The sequence below is a fragment of the Mycobacterium sp. HM-7 genome, assembly GCF_053852335.1.
The window spans coordinates 668,701-685,992 of the sequence record NZ_CM132657.1; the positions used below are offsets into that span (position 1 = coordinate 668,701).

Annotated in this window: 19 protein-coding genes; 12 read left to right on the forward strand and 7 right to left on the reverse strand. The window is 66.5% G+C overall.

Annotated features, from left to right (window positions below):
* The first annotated feature begins 50 nt into the window (after positions 1-50).
* The 3 genes from ACWW1C_RS03165 to ACWW1C_RS03175 all read left to right on the forward strand — a co-directional run bounded on the left by ACWW1C_RS03165 (position 51) and on the right by ACWW1C_RS03175 (position 4,894).
* Positions 51-1,073 carry an alpha/beta hydrolase gene (locus ACWW1C_RS03165; RefSeq protein WP_455982085.1) on the forward strand — a complete coding sequence of 341 codons (1,023 nt, stop codon included), beginning with the start codon at positions 51-53 and terminating at the stop codon, positions 1,071-1,073.
* Positions 1,074-1,519: 446 nt separating this feature from the next.
* Positions 1,520-2,731, forward strand: a complete 1,212-nt coding sequence (locus ACWW1C_RS03170; protein WP_064859744.1) for an acetyl-CoA C-acetyltransferase — start codon at positions 1,520-1,522, stop codon at positions 2,729-2,731.
* A 15-nt stretch (positions 2,732-2,746) separates the two neighbouring features.
* Positions 2,747-4,894, forward strand: coding sequence for a 3-hydroxyacyl-CoA dehydrogenase NAD-binding domain-containing protein (locus ACWW1C_RS03175; protein WP_455982086.1), 2,148 nt, complete (start codon positions 2,747-2,749; stop codon positions 4,892-4,894).
* Positions 4,895-4,947: 53 nt separating this feature from the next.
* Here the strand turns inward: ACWW1C_RS03175 and ACWW1C_RS03180 are convergent, their stop codons facing one another.
* The 5 genes from ACWW1C_RS03180 to ACWW1C_RS03200 all read right to left on the reverse strand — a co-directional run bounded on the left by ACWW1C_RS03180 (position 4,948) and on the right by ACWW1C_RS03200 (position 8,399).
* Positions 4,948-5,385: a TIGR03618 family F420-dependent PPOX class oxidoreductase gene (locus ACWW1C_RS03180; protein ID WP_455982087.1), complete on the reverse strand. Its 438-nt coding sequence runs from the start codon at positions 5,383-5,385 to the stop codon at positions 4,948-4,950.
* Positions 5,386-5,392: 7 nt separating this feature from the next.
* Entirely contained in the window at positions 5,393-5,815 is a 423-nt protein-coding gene (locus tag ACWW1C_RS03185) for a PPOX class F420-dependent oxidoreductase (RefSeq protein WP_455982088.1), read from the reverse strand.
* Between the two features lie 296 nt (positions 5,816-6,111).
* Positions 6,112-6,723, reverse strand: a complete 612-nt coding sequence (locus tag ACWW1C_RS03190) for a class I SAM-dependent methyltransferase (RefSeq protein ID WP_455982089.1) — start codon at positions 6,721-6,723, stop codon at positions 6,112-6,114.
* 4 nt (positions 6,724-6,727) lie between these two features.
* A complete protein-coding gene (locus ACWW1C_RS03195) occupies positions 6,728-7,153 on the reverse strand; it encodes a pyridoxamine 5'-phosphate oxidase family protein (RefSeq protein WP_455982090.1) in 426 nt (141 codons plus the stop codon).
* A gap of 58 nt (positions 7,154-7,211) precedes the next feature.
* Entirely contained in the window at positions 7,212-8,399 is a 1,188-nt protein-coding gene (locus tag ACWW1C_RS03200; RefSeq protein WP_455982091.1) for an FAD-dependent monooxygenase, read from the reverse strand.
* A 79-nt stretch (positions 8,400-8,478) separates the two neighbouring features.
* Here ACWW1C_RS03200 and ACWW1C_RS03205 point away from each other — a divergent pair, with 79 nt between their 5' ends.
* Both ACWW1C_RS03205 and ACWW1C_RS03210 read left to right on the forward strand, forming a co-directional pair.
* A complete protein-coding gene (locus ACWW1C_RS03205) occupies positions 8,479-9,030 on the forward strand; it encodes a TetR/AcrR family transcriptional regulator (RefSeq protein ID WP_455982092.1) in 552 nt (183 codons plus the stop codon).
* 114 nt (positions 9,031-9,144) lie between these two features.
* Positions 9,145-10,161, forward strand: coding sequence for a VWA domain-containing protein (locus ACWW1C_RS03210; RefSeq protein WP_455982093.1), 1,017 nt, complete (start codon positions 9,145-9,147; stop codon positions 10,159-10,161).
* Here the strand turns inward: ACWW1C_RS03210 and ACWW1C_RS03215 are convergent, their stop codons facing one another.
* Positions 10,162-10,467 carry a type VII secretion target gene (locus ACWW1C_RS03215; RefSeq protein WP_455982094.1) on the reverse strand — a complete coding sequence of 102 codons (306 nt, stop codon included), beginning with the start codon at positions 10,465-10,467 and terminating at the stop codon, positions 10,162-10,164.
* Positions 10,468-10,568: 101 nt separating this feature from the next.
* On the opposite strand from ACWW1C_RS03215, the gene ACWW1C_RS03220 reads away from it, so the two are divergent.
* The 7 genes from ACWW1C_RS03220 (at position 10,569) to ACWW1C_RS03250 (ending at position 15,685) form a co-directional block, all read left to right on the forward strand.
* Entirely contained in the window at positions 10,569-11,561 is a 993-nt protein-coding gene (locus tag ACWW1C_RS03220; protein ID WP_455982095.1) for an LLM class F420-dependent oxidoreductase, read from the forward strand.
* A gap of 5 nt (positions 11,562-11,566) precedes the next feature.
* Complete coding sequence (locus ACWW1C_RS03225) at positions 11,567-12,292, forward strand: YqjF family protein (RefSeq protein WP_455982096.1); 726 nt, start codon at positions 11,567-11,569, stop codon at positions 12,290-12,292.
* 257 nt (positions 12,293-12,549) lie between these two features.
* Complete coding sequence (locus tag ACWW1C_RS03230; RefSeq protein WP_455982097.1) at positions 12,550-13,197, forward strand: MspA family porin; 648 nt, start codon at positions 12,550-12,552, stop codon at positions 13,195-13,197.
* A gap of 77 nt (positions 13,198-13,274) precedes the next feature.
* A complete protein-coding gene (locus ACWW1C_RS03235; RefSeq protein ID WP_455982098.1) occupies positions 13,275-13,931 on the forward strand; it encodes an MspA family porin in 657 nt (218 codons plus the stop codon).
* Between the two features lie 209 nt (positions 13,932-14,140).
* A complete protein-coding gene (gene phoU, locus ACWW1C_RS03240; RefSeq protein WP_455982099.1) occupies positions 14,141-14,785 on the forward strand; it encodes a phosphate signaling complex protein PhoU in 645 nt (214 codons plus the stop codon).
* A 127-nt stretch (positions 14,786-14,912) separates the two neighbouring features.
* On the forward strand, positions 14,913-15,299 hold the full coding sequence (locus tag ACWW1C_RS03245; protein WP_455982100.1) for a hypothetical protein: 387 nt from the start codon (positions 14,913-14,915) through the stop codon (positions 15,297-15,299).
* Between the two features lie 47 nt (positions 15,300-15,346).
* Complete coding sequence (locus tag ACWW1C_RS03250; protein WP_455982101.1) at positions 15,347-15,685, forward strand: cupin domain-containing protein; 339 nt, start codon at positions 15,347-15,349, stop codon at positions 15,683-15,685.
* Here the strand turns inward: ACWW1C_RS03250 and ACWW1C_RS03255 are convergent.
* Positions 15,666-17,261, reverse strand: a complete 1,596-nt coding sequence (locus tag ACWW1C_RS03255; RefSeq protein WP_455982102.1) for a GMC oxidoreductase — start codon at positions 17,259-17,261, stop codon at positions 15,666-15,668. The genes ACWW1C_RS03250 and ACWW1C_RS03255 overlap by 20 nt on opposite strands.
* Between the last annotated feature and the right edge of the window lie 31 nt (positions 17,262-17,292).

Sequence of the window (17,292 nt, forward strand, 5' to 3'; positions counted from 1 at the left end):
AACGACTCAGGACACTAGTCTCGGCACAGCAATGTCGCAAAGGAGGCCCTATGACCAGCGCCGAACGGATCGAGGATCCTGCCGAGAGTGCGGTGCCGGAACCCGCCGCATATGCGGGCCCGGAATGGATGGGCAAGGCCAACTGGCATTCCGTCGCCGAGACCTACCTGCTCAGGGCTGTGAAGCCGCTTCTCTTCGTGCTGACCAAGATCATGCTGGCCATCAACAAGCGGTTCCCGCAGGCCCTGCTGGACCGCGCCTACGACGGTTCCGAGCGGGTCACGAACTGGATGCCTGGCGTGCGAGGGTCGCGTACCGAAAAGGTCGAACTGCCGAACTGCCCGGCGGAATGGGTCTGGAACGAGACCACCCCGCCGGTCGACGGCCGCGTCATCATCTACTTCCACGGGTCGGCGTTCATCGCGCTCGGCATCAACAGCCACCGCCCGCTGGTCAGCCACATTGCGCGCGACAGCCACGCGCGTGCCTTGAGTGTGGGGTACCGGCTCTGCCCGAGGAACCTGGTCGAAGACGCGGTGGAGGACGGCGTCGACGCCTACCGATATGTGCTGGCTCAGGGCGTGAAGCCGGAGAACATCGTGCTGGCCGGTGATTCGGCCGGCGGCTTCATCGCGGCCATGACCGCCGTGGCGGTACGTGATCTGGGACTGGCGCCGCCCGCCGGCTGTGCGCTCCTCTCAGCTGCGACCGACAGCGACATGATGCCGAAATACGAAGCAGCGCAGCGTATTCCGGATGCCATGTTCCCGGTCGAATTTCTCCGGATGATCAACGAGGTTTTCCTACTGCGTAACGGAGGACGCGAAGCGACACCGTCTCCGGTCGACGCCGACCTGCGCGGCCTGGGCCCGTTCCTGCTGCAGGTGGGTTCGGAAGAGGCGCTGCGCCCGGATTCGGAGCTGCTGGCCGAGCGGCTCGCGGCGGCCGGCGTGGCCGTGCGATTGCAGATCTTCGACCGCGCCGTCCACGTCTTCCAGGCCTTCGCCTTCTCGAACCCCGACGCCCGTCGTGCCGTCGGCGAGATCGCGGAGTTCGTCAAGGCCGTCGCCTGACTCAGGCCTTGCTGCCGACGTTGACTCAGGGCGCCGTGTACTCGCAAAAGTTCGCCGTGGTTTCAGGGTGAACCGATTTGCGGTCGTGGGTGGCGTTGACCCTGCAGTGTGGGCGCGACCTTCTCACACAACTACACCGTGGTTTCAGGATGAGCTGGTGCCGCGGCCGCCGCTCGCGCAAGGGCTGGATCTGGTGCGGGCGGACCGGTCGATGCCCGCCGAAACGGACGAAATGGCCGGTGTACGCACCCTCGCGGCCCGTGAGCGTGCGCGTTCTGCACGCCGTTTGCGGCGTGTTGCCGTACAGACACGGACGCTCGCGGGTGATGGGCGGCACTCTCCCAACCACCTGGTTGGGAGGGCCTGTTACGCTTCCGGGCAGGGGACCGTCCGCCCGCGGGTAGACGCACCCACAACCCCATCTCAATAGGACCTGGAGCAAACACATGTCCGAAGAAGCCTTCATCTATGAGGCCATTCGCACGCCCCGTGGCAAGCAGCGCAACGGTGCACTGAACGAGGTCAAGCCGGTCAACCTGATCGTCGGCCTGATCGACGAGATGCGTCGCCGCAATCCTGACCTCGACGAGAACCTGATCAGCGACGTCATCATGGGCGTCGTCTCGCCCGTCGGCGACCAGGGCGGCGACATCGCCCGTACCGCCGCTCTCGTGGCCAAGCTGCCCGAGACCACCGGTGGTTTCCAGCTCAACCGCTTCTGCGCCTCCGGCCTGGAGGCCGTGAACCTGGCCGCCCAGAAGGTCCGCTCCGGCTGGGACGACCTGGTGTACGCCGGTGGTGTCGAGTCCATGAGCCGCGTCCCGATGGGTTCGGACGGCGGCGCGTGGGCCGGTGACCCCGAGACCAACTACCGCATCGGCTTCGTCCCGCAGGGCATCGGCGCCGACCTGATCGCCACCATCGAGGGCTTCTCGCGCGAAGACGTCGACGCCTACGCCGTGCGCTCGCAGGAGAAGGCCGCCGCAGCGTGGTCGGGCGGCTACTTCGCCAAGTCGGTCATCCCGGTCAAGGACCAGAACGGTCTGACCATCCTGGACCACGATGAGCACATGCGTCCGGGCACCACCCTGGAGAGCCTGGGCAAGCTCAACTCCGCGTTCGCGGGTCTGGGCGCCATGGGCGGCTTCGACGACGTGGCGCTGCAGAAGTACCACTACGTCGAGAAGATCGACCACGTCCACCACGGCGGTAACAGCTCGGGCATCGTCGACGGCGCCGCGCTGGTGCTCATCGGCTCGGAAGCTGCCGGCAAGTCGCAGGGCCTGACCCCGCGCGCCCGCATCGTGGCCACCGCCACCAGCGGTGCCGACCCCGTCATCATGCTGACCGGCCCCACCCCGGCCACCAAGAAGGTTCTGGACCGTGCCGGCCTGACCGTCGATGACATCGACCTGTTCGAGATCAACGAGGCCTTCGCCTCGGTCGTCCTGAAGTTCCAGAAGGACCTGAACATCCCGGACGAGAAGCTGAACGTCAACGGTGGCGCCATCGCGATGGGCCACCCGCTGGGCGCCACCGGCGCCATGATCACCGGAACCATGGTCGACGAGCTCGAGCGCCGCGGTGCCAAGCGTGCGCTTGTCACGCTGTGTATCGGCGGCGGCATGGGCGTGGCCACCATCATCGAGCGCGTCTAGGGAGATTGAAAAACAATGGCTGAGAAGACAATTCAGTGGGACAAGGATGCCGACGGCATCGTCACCCTGACGATGGACGACCCCACGGGTTCGGCCAACGTGATGAACGAGCACTACAAGGAGTCGATGCACTACGCGGTGCAGAGCCTGGTAGCCGAGAAGGACTCCATCACCGGTGTGGTCATCACCAGCGCGAAGAAGACCTTCTTCGCCGGCGGTGACCTCAAGGGCATGATGCAGATCGGCCCCGACGACGCCGGCGAGGCGTTCGCCATGGTCGAGGACATCAAGGCCGACCTGCGCGCCCTGGAGACCCTGGGCAAGCCCGTCGTCGCCGCCATCAACGGCGCCGCCCTCGGCGGCGGCCTGGAGATCGCCCTCGCGTGCCACCACCGCATCGCGGCGGACGTCCGCGGCAGCCAGATCGGCCTGCCCGAGGTCACCCTGGGCCTGCTGCCCGGCGGTGGCGGCGTCGCCCGCACCGTGCGCATGTTCGGTATCCAGAAGGCCTTCATGGAGGTCCTGAGCCAGGGCACCCGGTTCACCCCGGCCAAAGCGCAGGCTGTCGGCCTGGTCAACGAACTCGTCGACACCGTCGAGGAACTGATCCCCGCCGCCAAAGCATGGATCAAGGCGAACCCTGAGGGCGGCGTGCAGCCGTGGGACGTCAAGGGCTACAAGATGCCCGGTGGCACCCCCTCGAGCCCGGGCCTGGCCGGCATCCTGCCGTCGTTCCCGGCGCTGCTGAAGAAGCAGCTCAAGGGTGCTCCGATGCCCGCGCCGCGCGCCATCCTGGATGCCGCCGTCGAGGGTGCGCAGGTCGACTTCGACACCGCGTCGCGCATCGAGAGCCGCTACTTCACCACCCTGGTCACCGGCCAGACCGCGAAGAACATGATCCAGGCGTTCTTCCTGGACCTGCAGGCCATCAACGGGGGTGCCTCGCGTCCGCAGGGCATCGCCAAGCAGGACATCAAGAAGATCGGTGTGCTGGGCGCGGGCATGATGGGCGCCGGTATCGCCTACGTGTCGGCCAAGGCCGGCTACGAGGTCGTCCTCAAGGACGTCACGCAGGAAGCCGCCGACAAGGGCAAGAACTACTCCGAGAAGATCGAGGCCAAGGCTCTCGAGCGTGGCAAGACCTCGCAGGAGAAGTCCGACGCGCTGCTGGCCCGGATCACCCCGACCGCCGATCCGCAGGATCTCAAGGGCGTCGACTTCGTCATCGAGGCCGTGTTCGAGAACCAGGAACTCAAGCACAAGGTGTTCCAGGAGATCGAGGACATCGTCGAGCCCAACGCGCTGCTCGGTTCGAACACCTCCACCCTGCCGATCACCGGTCTGGCGACCGGCGTGAAGCGCCAGGAGGACTTCATCGGTATCCACTTCTTCTCGCCTGTCGACAAGATGCCGCTGGTGGAGATCATCAAGGGCGAGAAGACCTCTGACGAGGCGCTGGCCCGGGTGTTCGACTACACCCTCGCCATCAAGAAGACCCCGATCGTCGTCAACGACAGCCGCGGCTTCTTCACCTCGCGCGTGATCGGCACCTTCGTCAACGAGGCGCTGGCCATGCTGGGCGAGGGCGTCGCGCCCGCGTCCATCGAGCAGGCCGGTTCGCAGGCCGGCTACCCGGCCGCGCCGCTGCAGCTTTCGGATGAGCTCAACCTGGAGCTCATGCACAAGATCGCCGTGGCCTCCAAGGAGGGCGTCGAGGCCGAGGGCGGCACCTACGTGCAGCACCCGGCCGAGGTTGTCGTCGAGAAGATGATCGAGCTCGGTCGTCCGTCGCGTCTGAAGGGTGCCGGCTTCTACGAGTACGTCGACGGCAAGCGGACGCAGCTGTGGCCGGGTCTGAAGGACGCCTTCAACTCGGGTTCGGTCGAACTGCCGCTGCAGGACATGATCGACCGCATGCTCTTCGCCGAGGCACTGGAGACCCAGAAGTGCATCGACGAGGGCGTGCTCACCACGACCGCTGACGCGAACATCGGCTCGATCATGGGTATCGGCTTCCCGCCGTACACCGGTGGTTCGGCGCAGTTCATCGTCGGCTACCAGGGCGAGCTCGGTGTCGGCAAGGAGGCCTTCGTGGCCCGCGCCAAGCAACTGGCCGAGCGTTACGGCGACCGCTTCCTGCCGCCAGCTTCGCTGGAAAGCTAAGCAGCTCAACGTCAAAAGCCCCCCGGCGCAAGTCGGGGGGCTTTTGCGTGCCCTTAGCGTGCGGGGTTCGAGTACACCCGGGTCGGGGTGATCAGCACGGCGGCACGGCCCTCTTCGCGCATGACGCGGTCATAGGTGTCCCAGTCGTCGTGCGTCCCGCCGGCGGCTTGAAAGACGTTGCGCAGCAACACCCGCAGGGTCTCGGCGTCGGTGTCGTCGGGGCCGATTACCTCGGCGGTGCCCTCGACCGTCAGCCACTGCCAGCCCGCATGCGCGACAACCGAGGTGCGTGGGTCGGCACGCAGATTGCGCAGCTTGCGGGTCGAACCGATCGCAACGAGCGCGACGACCGGCGCGCCGGTTTTCGGATGCGGCATCACGCCGGCATTGACGACCGAGGACTGGACGCTGCCGTCCCCGCGCAGGGTGTTCAGCACAACCAGTCCGTGATCTCGGGCGGACAACTCGGCGAATGCGGGAAGGTCGCTCATGGTGTCCTCAGTCCGCCACGTCGAACGCGGCAATGACTTTGGTCGGGTTGACCCGTACCACGAGTTCGCCCGGCACAGCGTTGCGCTTGCCGAATTCCTCGGCGCGGTCGGCGCCCATGTAGCGGCCGCCGGTGCGGGTGGCGATGTCGAGCAGCTCGGCCGGCTCCTCGCTGAGTGCCGCGACCCCCTGAATTTGCACGAAGGCGTAGGGCGGGGTGGTGTCGTCGACGCACAGCACCACGCGGGGGTCCCGGGCCAGGGCCCGTCCCTTGGCGGTGTCCTTGCCGGTGTTGAACACCAGCGCGCCGTCATCGACCACGAACCACACGGGCGCGGCGAGCGGCCGGCCGTCGGCGGCAGTCCAGCCGAGCACCGCGGTGCGCGTGCCTTCGGACAGAAATGCGATCACATTGTCGGAAAGTTCGGCCATGGGGCCACGCTACGCGCGGCGGCGTGGACCTTGCCCGCCATTGACCCTGCGGCTATGCACGCGTGCACTCGGGTTTTGTGTGCGTAGCCGCACGATCAATGTGCGGCCCGCGTTGACTGTGCACCCACGCACTTGTCTACTTGCACTTTGTCTGCGTAGACGCAATGTCAACGCGCACAAGGTGATTGCTTGTCACGTGCCCAGCAGATGAGCACCGCGAGCAGGCACAGAACTGTCGCCCTCGGCCGAAAACGACAGTTTTACGTCTGCTCGGCAGGCTCAGGTGCGGCGACGGCTCAGGTGCGCCGCCGCGCGAAGAGGTAGTAGCGCGCCGGGTTTTTGCCGTTATGGTCCAGCCCTGGTTCGTCACCGCTGGCGAGCAGCGTCCAGCCGAGCGCGAAGCGTCGCTCCACTTCCGTCGGATCGATGCCGGGTACCCCGAACGAAGCATCCGGGACGAACGCGACGATCAGCAGGCGTGCGTCGGGGGCCGCTATCGCCGTCACCTCGCCCACGTACGCGTCGCGGTCGTCGGCGCTCATGCCGTGTAGGCACCCGCTGTCGACGATCAGGGTGAAATCCGCGCCGATGCCCTGGCCGGTGAGCCGGGTGGCGTCGGCCTGGTCGAACCGTACCGAGCCCGGCGCCGAGGCGTCCCGCTCGGCGGCTTTGGCGCGCGCCTTCTCGATCGCCTTCGCGACGTAGTCGATTCCGGTGACGTCCCAGCCCCGCTCGGCGAGATACAACGCGTTGTCGCCGGTGCCGCAACCGATGTCGAGTGCGGTGCCCGGCGGCAGGGCGGTTTCGCCCTCGACCAGCTCACGCAGGCTGGTCGCTAGCGGATGACCGTCCCACGGAGTGAATCCGAGTCGATAGAAGACCCGGAACAGACGCTGTCGGGACGACATGGCATCACAGCGCCCCTAGGTCGGCCGACAGCCAGTGCTTCGGGTCGACGGTGACCGTCACGCTCGGGCCGTGCTCGCGGCGGGCCATCTCGAGGTACGCCGGTGCCTTCTCCTTGCCGAGGTACCGCTCGGCCATCTCGACGAGCTGCTCGTCGGTGCCCGTCTCGATGCTGAGCACCGGGCCGTCGACGGCGACGTAGCGGACCGACGGCTCCAGACGCTCGGCCATCAGCGACAGGTGCCCGGCCGCCTCGATCAGCTTGTGCTTACGGGAGCCGAGGCCGGTGAGCAGCCAGAGCTTGCCGCCGGGGGCGTACTGGTACCAGATCGGCACCGTCAGGGGACCGCGGTCCGCGCCGGCATTGACCGACAGCGCACCGATGTGTGGTTCGGCCAGAAATTGTTCGCGTTCATCTTTGGAAAGGGCCATGAATCCAACGTAGCGAACATGGGTGACACCGCAGCGGCTTCGGCCACACGCGAACGCGTCAGTCCGGCAGCGGCATGGTGTCGTACAGGCGGACGCCCTTCGTGTTGAGCCGGGCCAGCCGCCCGGTCAGGCTGCGCGGCAATACCGAGACAGTCCGTCCGATGCCGAGGAGTAGCCGTGCGCCCCAATCAGATCCGGGCACGATGGTCTTGGCATTGACCCGCGCCATGGTGCGGCTGCCGGCCACGGGCGCGGCCATGGTCCGTTCGTAGGCGCTGAACGCGGCGGTGTGATCGCCGCGGTGCGCGGTCAAGGCATGTGCCAGGACGTACGCGCCGTACACCGCCAGGCTGGTGCTGCCGCCGACCCCCGGCCCGGGGCAGTACCCGGCGTCGCCGACCAGCGTGACCCGTCCACGCGACCACGTGCTCATTTCCAGTTGGGTGATGGCGTCGAAGTAGAACGCCGGGGTGCGATCCAGCTCCCGCAGCCAGTGGTCGATTTCGGGGACCAGGCCGGTGAACGCCGTCTGCAAGTGGCGCTGCTGAGCGGCGATATCGCGGTGGTGGTAATCCAGCGGCTGATCGGTCCGGAACATGAACACCGCTCGCGCGTCCTCGAGGTGGTCGGCGGTGTAGACCATGGCGATCTTCCGCGGGGCCAGGTAACCGCTCATCTCACCCTTGGGCGCAAGCGTTTTCGGTACCGAGACCACCGCCAGATAACCGCCGAGAAACCGTTCCCGGGCCTGATCGCCGAAGGTCAGTTGACGGACCCCGGAGTGCAGGCCGTCGGCGCCGATCACCAGGTCGTACCGCTCGGGATCGCCGTGCTCGAAGGTCACCTCACCGGCGTCGGTGATGGACGTGATCTGGTCGCCGAACCTGAACTCGGCGTCGTCGCGGACGGCGTCGTAGTAGGCCTGGCTGAGGTCGTCCCGCATGATCTCGACGTGCCGGTCGGACATCGCCGCGATGAGCTTGACGTAGTCGATGTGCGTCCACCTGGTGCTGGGTGGACGGTTGAGGGTGAGGGCGGTCGTCCCGGTGGCGCGGGCCTTGATGCGGTCCAGCACGCCCATCCGTTCGGAGATTTCCATCGCCGGCCGGAACAGGTCGACGGCGTGGCCACCACTCTTGCGCAGGGCCGGCGCGCGTTCGACCACCGTCACGTCGAATCCGTTTCGGGACAACCAGTAGGTCAGGACGGGGCCGGCGACGCTGGCACCGGAGATGAGCACTTTCATGATTCCTCCGCATTTACTTAACGGTCGGTAAGTGGATTGCGGTCAGCTTACCGCCCGTTAAGTAAGTTAGGGTGTCTACGTGGTGAGAACCCCGTCCGAGACCCGCGCGCGCATCCAGGATGTGGCGCGCGAGCTATTCAGCCAGAAGGGTGTGCAGCGGACCAGCCTGCAGGACATCGCCGATCAGCTCGGCATCAGTAAACCCGCGCTCTACTACCACTTCAGCTCGCGTGAAGACCTCGTGCGCAGCATCCTGCAGCCGCTGGTCGACGAGGGCGAGGAATTCGTGGCCGCCCACGAACGCCTGCGCGGCTCGGCCCGGGCGACCCCGCGTGAGCTGTTGCAGGGCTACTTCGACTTCCACTACCGGCACCGAGCCGACCTGTTGCTGATCGTCACCGAGCTGACCACGCTGGCCGACCTGGGGCTGATCGACAGCATGCTGGCGTGGCGCGAGCGGCTGGGCAAGCTGGTCTTCGGGCGCCGGCCCACCCTCGAACAGTCCACCCGGGCCGTCATCGCGTTCGGCGGTCTGCAGGACTGCTGCCTGCAGTTCCCGGACGTGCCGGTCGACCAGCTGAGACGGGCGACGGTCGACGGCGCGATGGCCGCGCTCGGGCTGCCGGACTGACGGGCCGCTCGGGTCGGGAACCAGCCGCGTCCGGCGCCGGCCAATCGTTCGCGTCGGTACGATTGCCCCATATCGGTCTGAGCGATCGACGCCGAACGCAACGGAGAGTGCCTGTTGGAGATCCCCTTTATCGGGCCACTGACGCTGTCCGGGTTCTCCAGCGGTTGGTTCTTCCTCTATCTGATTGCCGTTGTCGGCGCCGTCGCGATCTACCTGCTGCTGCGCAAGGCCCGACGCAAGCGCGTCCTGCGGTTCGCGAACACCGAACTCCTGGAGCAGGTCGTCGCGGCGCGTCCGAAGACGCGGTCGCGTTGGCGTCACCTGCCGGCGGTGCTGCTGGTGGTGTCGCTGGTGCTGCTCACCACCGCCATGGCCGGACCCACCCACGACATCCGGATTCCGCGTAACCGCGCCGTCGTCATGCTCGTCATCGACGTCTCCGAATCGATGATCGCCACCGACGTCAAGCCCAGCCGTATCGAGGCGGCGAAGAGTGCGGGCAAGACGTTCGTCAAGGGCCTCACCAACGGGATCAGCGTCGGCCTGGTCCAATTCTCGTCCAGCGCAACCATGCTGGTGGCGCCGACCAGCGATCACGACGTCGTGGCGCGGACCATCGACACCCTGGAACCGTCACCGCGCACCGCGACCGGTGAAGGCATCTTCACGGCGTTGCAGGCCATCGCGACCCTCGATGCCGTGATGGGTGGCGGTGACGGTCCGCCGCCGGCGCACATCGTGCTGATGTCGGACGGTAAAGAGACCGTGCCGGCGGACCCGAACGACCCCCGCGGTGCGCTGACGGCGGCACGGGCCGCCAAGGATCAGGACGTCGTGATCTCGACCATCTCGTTCGGTACGCCATCGGGCGTCATCACCTACGAGGGCCAGGAAGTGCCGGTCCCGACCGACGACCTGTCGCTGCAGAAGATCGCCAAGGTGACCGGCGGCGAGTCGTTCCGCGCCGAGACCCTCGACCAGCTGACCCGCGTTTACGCCAACCTGCAGGAGCAGATCGGCTACCAGACCATCCGGGGCGACGCGAGCGGCAGCTGGACGCGCGTCGGGTTCTTCGTGCTGGTCCTCGCGCTGTTCGCGGGCCTGAAGATCAACAACCGCCTGCCGGGTTGATCAGCGGCCCGGCATGGTCTTGCCGATGGCGCTGCCCGCCGAGCTGTCGGTGTTCGTGTAATTGGTCGCCGCGGTGCGCAGTGAATCGGCGAAGCCCGTGAGCGCCTTACCGAGGTTCTGACAGTCGGTGTTCAGCGGCGGGCCGACGCGCTGGCAGGCGGCGCCGGTAGCCAGCCCGGACATGCCCGCTGCGGCTGAATTCAGGGGTTCGCCCGGCTTGAGATCACCAATGGCGGAGCCGCACGACGTCACGGCGCTCGCCGCGGCAGTCAGGACCTGCGGGTCGACGTGCAAATCGGGTGCCATGTTCTTGAGCCTAAGACCGCGACGCGGTGGTTCCCGACGCCGTTTGGTGGAACGCCAGGGTTCGGGAGCGCGTGCGGCCAAGGCGTCCTAAAGTCGGGACCATGCGCTTCGGACTGTTCATCCCGCAAGGTTGGCGTCTCGATCTCGTGGGTATCGCCCCGCAGGACCAGTGGCAGGTGATGCGCGACCTCGCCGCATCCGCCGACGCCGGCCCCTGGGATTCGCTGTGGGTCTACGACCACTTCCACACCGTGCCGATGCCGACCGCGGAGGCCACGCACGAGGCGTGGACGCTGATGGCGGCGTATGCGGCGACGACCTCCCGGATCAAGCTGGGCCAGATGTGTACGGCGATCAGCTACCGCAACCCGGCGTATCTGGCGAAGGTCGCGGCGACCACCGACATCATCTCCGGTGGCCGGGTCCAGATGGGCATCGGCGGCGGCTGGTACGAACACGAATGGCGCGCTTACGGTTACGGCTTCCCGTCGGCCGGTGTGCGGTTGGCCCGGCTCGACGAAGGTGTGCAGATCATGCGGGCGGCCTGGCGTGACGGTGTGGTGAGTTTCGACGGCAAGCACTACCAGGTCGACGGCGCCATCGTGCAACCAAAACCGTTGCAGAAGGACGGTATTCCACTGTGGATCGCAGGCGGCGGTGAGAAGGTGACGCTCAAGATCGCGGCAAAGTATGCGCAGTACACCAACTTCACCTCCGAGCCCGACGGCTTCGCGCACAAATCAGAAGTGCTGCAACAGCATTGCCGCGACGTGGGCACCGACTACGACGGCATCGTCCGCTCCGCCAACTTCAATGTGGTGATCGGGGACTCCGACGCCGATGTCGCCGCGCGTATCGCGCGCATTCGGGACCGTCAGATCACCGTCGCGCACGAAGCCGCGGTCGACGCGATGCTGGCGAGCATGACGTCAGCCGAGTCGGACTGCGGCACAGCCGAACAGGTCGTGGAGCGGCTCCGGAAGGTGAAGGACCTCGGCTGCGAGTACGCGATCGTGTACTTCCCCGAAGCCGCGTACGACAGGTCGAGCATCGAGGCTTTCGAGCGCGAGGTCATTCCCGCGCTCAGTGACTAGCCACCATGGACGGATTTCTGGTCGACGCACCGCCGCTGCGGCAGCCGGCGTGGGTCGAGCAGTTCTGGGGTGACCTCACGTTCCTGCACTGGCCCGTCGACCCGGCGAGCGTCGCGCCCCTGTTTCCGCCGGACACCGCGCCGGACGTCTTCACCGACGGGCTGACGTATGTCGGCCTGGTGCCGTTCGTCATGCACCGGTCGGCGGTGGCCGGCCGAGTGCCGTTGCCGTACTTCGGTGCCTTCGCGGAAACGAACGTGCGGCTGTACTCGGTCGACGGCGCCGGCCGGCACGGCGTGCTGTTCCGGTCGCTGGAGACGACGCGGCTCGCGGTCGTCGGGCTGACGAGACTCGGCATGGGCGTGCCGTACACCTGGGCCAAACTGCGCGTCGCCCGCAGCGGTGACCGGATCACCTACGCGGGCACGCGCCGCTGGCCCGAGCGGGGCCTGCGGACCCTGGCCGAGGTGGCGATCGGTGAGCCCGTCGACCCGACGCCCTTGGAGGTATGGCTGACGGCCCGATGGGGCGCGCACACGCGCAAGGCCGGCCGGACATGGTGGGTGCCCAACGAACATCCGGCATGGCCGCTCCGGCAGGCCGAGCTGGTCGAGCTGACCGACGATCTGGTGCCCGCCAGCGGTGTGGTGCCGGTGGGGCCGCCGTTGCGGGCGCTGTTCTCTCCGGGGGTGCGGGCGCGATTCGGGCGGCCCACCGCGCTACGTAGCTGAGGCGAGGCGGGCTGACCAAACACCTCACGCGGCTTGTGAAGGTGTTGTGAGTAGGTCCTTACCCGGCGGATACGGCTGGGAAACGGGATCGGGCGACCGTCTTGCAATCGTCTTGCATCAATAGATCGACGTGGTCGATGCCAACGGATATACCCATACTCCACGCTCGCTGTGTAGTTGCTGAAGAACGGCAGCTGCACCGAAATGCCGGGCCATTGAATATGAAAGGCGTCTCTACTTTGTCGAACCGTTTTGCCATGTTGGCAGCCCTTTGCGTGGTGCTCCCGGTCGGCGCCGCGCCGCTGGCGATTGCGGATCCTGCCGATGGCCCCGCAATCCAGCCAGTCAATGCACCGCTGCCTCCCGAGGGCGCTGTGCCGTCCGGCCCGGCCGGTGTGCTGGACACCCCCGACGGCTGGCACCTGCAGGTCGTCGGCACCAACGAGACCCAGCTTCCTGTTGCCCCGCTGACCACCGCGATCTCCTCGCGAGAGTACTGGGTCGCGGGCACCTTCACCGGCTCCATCACCGGTGGCGGCAAGACCAAGCTGACCGGCGGCACGCTGGAGGCCGGCGAGCAGATCGGTTGCGGCATCATCTCCGATGAGGCCGAGATCAACCCCGGTGCCTCGTTCACTCCGGGTATCTCCCTGGCGGGTCCGACGTGGCAGGCCGGTATCAGCTTGCAGGGCAAGGTGTACCTCAAGCCCGGCACCGTGACGACCGTGGCGATCGACAAGAAGTCGTTCAAGGGCACCTCGACCCGCGTGAGCATCACCGGTGTGCGCATCAAGACCGACCAGTGCGCCGGCCAGTCCTTCATCCGCTCGTACGCGACGCTGACGAGCTCCACGGACAACACCGACGACATCGTCACCTACCTCGGCGTGACCAAGTCCGTGTAGGTCAGGCCTGTGTCGTATTGCGGCACAGCGTTTTTCATCACTTTCTTGTCCCGAATTCGCGAGAGGCGTTGTATCCCATGTTGAAACGCATTGTCAGCACGACTGCTGTCGCAGGCGTGCTGCTGTCGACAATCGCTGCGCCCGTTGCGATCGCAGACCCCGAGGGCCCGCCGGTCGATACCGGTGTCGTGGCGTCCGAGGAACCCGCTACGGTGACCACCCCCGACGGCTGGACGCTGACCGTGGCGGCGAAGGACGAGAGCGAACTGCCCGTCGCGCCGCTGACCACGGCTGTCAGCTCGCGTGAGTACCTGGTGGGCGGCACGTTCACGGGCACGGTGACCGGTAAGGGCAAGGGCACCCTGACCGGCGGCACGCTGGAGGCCGGCTACCAGATCGGTTGCGGCATCGAGCTCGGTCAGATCAAGTTGATCGGTTCGGTCGGTGCCACCACAAACAATGCGAACCTCTTCACCGGTGCCATCCCCACCGGTGTCACGTTCCCGCTACAGGGGCAGATAGAAGTCCACCCTAAGCCGGGCACCGTGACCACCGTGCCGGTCGACAAGAAGTCCTTCAAGGCCGCGCCCGTCCGCGTCACCCTCAAGGACACCCACATCAAGGTCGACGGCTGCCTCGGGCAGTCGTTCCTGCGCTCCTACGCGACGCTCACGAGCTCTACTGCCGACACCGACGACATCGTCGCCTACTACGGCATCACCAAGTCGGTCTGATGATCAACGCACCCGCCTTCCGGTCGCGGTCAGCGGAGTGTGTCTCGTCGCTGATGAACTCCTGCCACGACGGCCCAAACCGGGCCGCCGTGGATATCGCGCCGCAGCGGACGCCGTAGCGGTGGGAGGCGAAGCCTCCACCGGCATTGTTAGCTGGAGTTAACAACCGTGTCACGCGCGATCGCGCGGATGTCGTAGGCTCGAAGTCCATGCGAACTGTCTTCCACGAGCAACTCGACACTCTCAACGAGAATGTCGCAGACCTGTGTGAGCGCACCGCCGACATGATGAAGCTGGCCACGGAGGCTTTGCTGTATGCGGACCTCGAGGCTTCTGAACGCGTGATCGACCGCCGCGACGATGTCGATCGGCTGTGTGCCGTGCTGGAAGGCGACATGTTCACCCTGTTGGCTCGCCAGGCGCCGGTGGCGAGTGATCTGCGCGTGGTACTCAGCGGCATGCGCAACGTCGCCGATCTGCAGCGTATGGGTGCACTTGCGGCACACGTCGCACGGATCACTCGTCGTCGTCACCCGGAGATCGCCGTCCCCGCCGATGTCTGCGGCTATTTCGCGGAAATGGGGCGCATTGCCGTCCAGCTGGCGCTGGACACCAAAAGTGTTGTGCGCGAAGGTAATCCTGACATCGCAGCCCGGCTCAACGTTGACGACGAAGCGATGGACAACCTGCACCAGCGGCTGTTCGCCGTGGTGATGAATCCGGAATGGCCCCATGGCACGACCGCTGCCGTCGATGTCACGCTGCTCAGCCGCTACTACGAGCGCTTCGCCGACCACGCTGTGGAAATCGCCCACAAAGTCATCTACCGCAGCACCGGGGCGCGACGGGACTAGTACCCGCCGCGGGCAGCTGGTGCGGGCCGGCGCGGGCTGAATGAGCCTTTACTGCCAGGTGTCTTTTGTCGGTCGGGAACATGAACGGCCGGTAGCGCGAAGGTGCAGTCTCGGTGATCATTGCGCCATGTTGCCGACGATGCGCGAAACCGGACGCCGAGCCGCCCCGGTGCCGATCCCCTCCAATGCCACGGCCACCCGGCGCACGGTGCGCCCCGGCGTCGTGAGTGGCCGGTCGCGGATCGATGCCGAGCCCCGGCCCGCCCACCGCGCAGACCTGGCGCAATCACGCCTGTTCGAGGCGCTGCTGCTGGACGAGATCGCCGATCTGGAAGACCAGATGACGTTGTTGGAGCGGCGATCCCGGCGCGCTCAGGCCACCGCGGCGACGGGGTCGGAGCTCCCGTCGGATGCACTGCTCGCGCTGCGTCGGCGGCTCGCGGAGGTGCAGCGGATGCTCGACGCGCTGGGTCGTCGCTTCCCCAACGAGGGGGATTCGCTGCGCGTGATTTAAACCGTCAATGGGTTCCCGCGGCCATTGCTGAGGCGGATAGTCGAAGTATGGAGAAAATCTCGCTGACGGCGCTGGCCCGCCAGCATCTGGATGCAGCGCGGAACGGGAACGGCGGGCGCAGCGCTCACACGGTCTTCGGCGGCCACGAGCATGCGTTGCGGCAGACGCTGATCGCCCTCGCCGAGGGCAATGAGTTGGCCGAACACGAGAGCCCGGGGGAGGCCACGCTTCAGGTGCTGCAGGGCCGGGTACGGCTCGTCGCCGAACAGGCCAGTTGGGACGGCATGGCCGGCGACCACATCATCATCCCGGCCACTCGGCACAGCCTGAAGGCCCTGGCCGATTCGGTGGTGCTGCTGACCGTGGTCAAACAGCCGGCGCGTTAGTCGGGATGAACGTCATCGCGCGCTCGGCAAGTGCGGTGATCGTCAGGCTCGGGTTGGCACCCACATTGGCCGGGACGGCGGCGCCGTCGGTGACCAGCAGGTTCTGGTAGCCGAAGACGTGGTTCCGGCTGTCGACGACGCCCGTCTCGGGGGAGGCGCCGATCACCGCGCCGCCAAGGATGTGCGCCGTCGACGGGACTGCGAAGATGCCCTCGGTGATGCTGCTGTACGCAACGCCGTTCATGCGGCGCGCGAACCATTTAGCCGCGTCGTACGCCGCCGGCACGAAGTCCGGATTGGGACTGTTCGGGTCCTGTTCGGTCGTCAGCGCGACATTTCCGTTCGGCAGCCGGGTCTTGACCTTGAGACGCATCGAATTGTCCAGCGACTGCATCACCAGCAGGATGATCACCCGGCGCGATGTGCCCTTGATCTTCCACGCTTCGAGCGCCGCCCGCGGATTCTTGGCGGCCGCGGCGAGAAAGTGGAACGGCCGCGTGCCCCGCTTGCCGGCTTCGACCATCAAATTGAACAACAGTGATTGGGAGTCGCCGGCATTGCCGTAGGTGACGACCTCGATGTGGGTCCTCGGATCGGGGTAGATGCTCGAGGTGATGGCGATCGAGTGCGTGAAGTCGTCGGGGTAGTCCTCGGGCGCCATCACGGTCAGGATCGATTCACTGTTGGTGCGGACGACGTACCCCAGTCGATCGGAGATGTTGGGCAGCGAGCCATTCACCTTGCAGCGCTGCAGCAGCCGGTTCGTGCCCAGTGCGCCGGCGGCGACGACGACGCCGCGGGCGCGCAGGGTCTCGGCGGTGCGCTTGCGTAGCGCGCCGCTCTTCTGGTGTGTCACTTCGTATCCCACGGAACCGTCGCCGTCGAGCGGCTTGATGTCGGTCACCGTGCGCTCGCTGAAAATCTTCACGCCGAGCTTCTCGGCGAACCACAGATAGTTCTTCCGCAGCGTGTTCTTCGCGTTGTGGCGACACCCGACCATGCACGAACCGCATTTGATGCAGCCCGTCCGGTCGGGCCCTTCGCCGCCGAAATACGGGTCGGACACGGTCTTGCCGGGCTGTCCGAGGAACACCCCGACGTGCGCCCGGCGATAGGTGTCACCGACGCCGATCGACTCGCCGTATTCCTTCAGCAGCAGGTCGGCGGGGCCGTCGTCGTCGTACTCGGTGACACCGAGCATGCGCTCGGCCTCGTCGTAATGCGGGGCCAGCTCGGCCTCCCAATCGGCCAGGCCTTTCCACTGTTCGCTGTTGTAGAAGTCCGGGAACGCCCGGTACAGCGTGTTCGCGTATCCGAGGCTGCCGCCACCGACACCGCACCCCGATCCGATCCAGATGTCTTTGAAGAGCGTCAGCCGGAAGATGCCGCGCATCCCGAGCTGCGGCACCCAGTAGTAGTTCTTGGTGTCCTTCGTCTCGCGCGCGTAGTCGGCGTCGTCGAACCGCCGTCCGCATTCGAGAACCGCTACGCGGTAACCCTTTTCGGCCAGGCGCAGCGCCGAGACGCTGCCGCCGAAACCGGATCCGATGACCAGCCAGTCGTAGTCGTATGTCATCAGTGACCTCCGCCGTCGGGTGAGCTGCGAC

Excerpts from the sequence above, each read along its gene's own strand:
- ACWW1C_RS03165 (WP_455982085.1), top strand. The coding sequence starts at position 51 with ATGACCAGCGCCGAACGGATCGAGGATCCTGCCGAGAGTGCGGTGCCG.
- ACWW1C_RS03170 (WP_064859744.1), top strand. The coding sequence starts at position 1,520 with ATGTCCGAAGAAGCCTTCATCTATGAGGCCATTCGCACGCCCCGTGGC.
- ACWW1C_RS03175 (WP_455982086.1), top strand. The coding sequence starts at position 2,747 with ATGGCTGAGAAGACAATTCAGTGGGACAAGGATGCCGACGGCATCGTC.
- ACWW1C_RS03180 (WP_455982087.1), bottom strand. The coding sequence starts at position 5,385 with ATGAGCGACCTTCCCGCATTCGCCGAGTTGTCCGCCCGAGATCACGGA.
- ACWW1C_RS03185 (WP_455982088.1), bottom strand. The coding sequence starts at position 5,815 with ATGGCCGAACTTTCCGACAATGTGATCGCATTTCTGTCCGAAGGCACG.
- ACWW1C_RS03190 (WP_455982089.1), bottom strand. The coding sequence starts at position 6,723 with ATGTCGTCCCGACAGCGTCTGTTCCGGGTCTTCTATCGACTCGGATTC.
- ACWW1C_RS03195 (WP_455982090.1), bottom strand. The coding sequence starts at position 7,153 with ATGGCCCTTTCCAAAGATGAACGCGAACAATTTCTGGCCGAACCACAC.
- ACWW1C_RS03200 (WP_455982091.1), bottom strand. The coding sequence starts at position 8,399 with ATGAAAGTGCTCATCTCCGGTGCCAGCGTCGCCGGCCCCGTCCTGACC.
- ACWW1C_RS03215 (WP_455982094.1), bottom strand. The coding sequence starts at position 10,467 with ATGGCACCCGATTTGCACGTCGACCCGCAGGTCCTGACTGCCGCGGCG.
- ACWW1C_RS03220 (WP_455982095.1), top strand. The coding sequence starts at position 10,569 with ATGCGCTTCGGACTGTTCATCCCGCAAGGTTGGCGTCTCGATCTCGTG.
- ACWW1C_RS03225 (WP_455982096.1), top strand. The coding sequence starts at position 11,567 with ATGGACGGATTTCTGGTCGACGCACCGCCGCTGCGGCAGCCGGCGTGG.
- ACWW1C_RS03230 (WP_455982097.1), top strand. The coding sequence starts at position 12,550 with ATGTTGGCAGCCCTTTGCGTGGTGCTCCCGGTCGGCGCCGCGCCGCTG.
- ACWW1C_RS03235 (WP_455982098.1), top strand. The coding sequence starts at position 13,275 with ATGTTGAAACGCATTGTCAGCACGACTGCTGTCGCAGGCGTGCTGCTG.
- phoU (WP_455982099.1), top strand. The coding sequence starts at position 14,141 with ATGCGAACTGTCTTCCACGAGCAACTCGACACTCTCAACGAGAATGTC.
- ACWW1C_RS03245 (WP_455982100.1), top strand. The coding sequence starts at position 14,913 with ATGTTGCCGACGATGCGCGAAACCGGACGCCGAGCCGCCCCGGTGCCG.
- ACWW1C_RS03250 (WP_455982101.1), top strand. The coding sequence starts at position 15,347 with ATGGAGAAAATCTCGCTGACGGCGCTGGCCCGCCAGCATCTGGATGCA.
- ACWW1C_RS03255 (WP_455982102.1), bottom strand. The coding sequence starts at position 17,261 with ATGACATACGACTACGACTGGCTGGTCATCGGATCCGGTTTCGGCGGC.